1 protein-coding gene is annotated in these 1,069 nt (G+C 71.1%); it reads left to right on the forward strand.

Features of this window, described 5'->3' with window-relative positions:
- On the forward strand, nucleotides 1–1,069 hold a 1,069-nt coding region (locus WEB03_RS02710), incomplete at both ends, for a DEAD/DEAH box helicase family protein (RefSeq protein ID WP_368069431.1).

The following is a 1,069-nucleotide window of genomic DNA, read 5'->3' on the forward strand; positions in this document are numbered from 1 at the left end:
CTGACCGGGCAGACCGTCAAGCAGGCGGTCCGCCAGTACCGCCACGAGCGTCACCCCGATGACACGCTGCTCGGGTACCGGTCGGTGGTGCACTTCGCGGTCGATACCGACGCGGTGATGATGGCCACGCGCCTGACCGGTGCGGCCACACGGTTCCTGCCGTTCAACCGCGGGTCCTCGCCGGACGGGGCAGGCGGGGCCGGCAACGACGACCCGGGGGACGGGTCGCACAGGACCTCCTACCTGTGGCGGGAGGTCTGGCAGCGCGACAACTGGCTCGACCTGCTGCACCGGTTCGTGCACGTCACGCCCGCCGACCCCGCCGATCTGGGTTCGACGACGCAGATGATCTTCCCGCGCTTCCACCAGTGGGACGCGGTCCGCAGGCTCGAAGCGCACGCGCGCACCCACGGTGCGGGGCAGTCGTACCTCGTCGTCCACTCCGCGGGATCGGGGAAGTCGAACACCATCGGCTGGCTCGCCCACCGCCTGACGGGACTGACCGACCCCGCCGGGACGGACCGGGTGTTCGACAAGGTCATCGTCATCACCGACCGGCGGGTACTGGACGCGCAGCTGTCGGCCACCGTGGCCCAGTTCGAGCACGCCTCGGCGGCCGGCAAGGTCGTGTCGGTCGACTCGGCCCGTGAGCTCGCGGACGCGCTCGGCCGGCCATCGACCCGGATCGTGGTCTCGACGTTGCAGAAGTTCCCGTTCGCCGCGCAACTGGAGGCGATCCGGGACGCCGGCGGCGGTAGGTACGCGGTGCTCATCGACGAGGCCCACTCGTCCCAGTCGGGCGAGTCCGCCAAGCAGCTCAAGCAGGTGCTGACCGCCGACGACCTCGGCGACGACGAGCAGCTCGCCCTGGCCGCCGAGGAGGGCGCCGGCTACGGCGAAGGAGACCCCGTGGCCGAGGCTGTCGCCGCCTCCGCCAAGGCTCGAGGCCGCCCGGACAACGTGTCGATGTTCGCGTTCACCGCCACGCCGAAGGGCAAGACCCTCGAGCTGTTCGGCACACAGCACCCCGACGGCAGGCTCCGGCCGTTCCACCTGTACTCGATGCGCC

It is taken from the genome of Nitriliruptor sp. (assembly GCF_040882075.1).
Classification (GTDB): Bacteria; Actinomycetota; Nitriliruptoria; order Nitriliruptorales; family Nitriliruptoraceae; genus Nitriliruptor.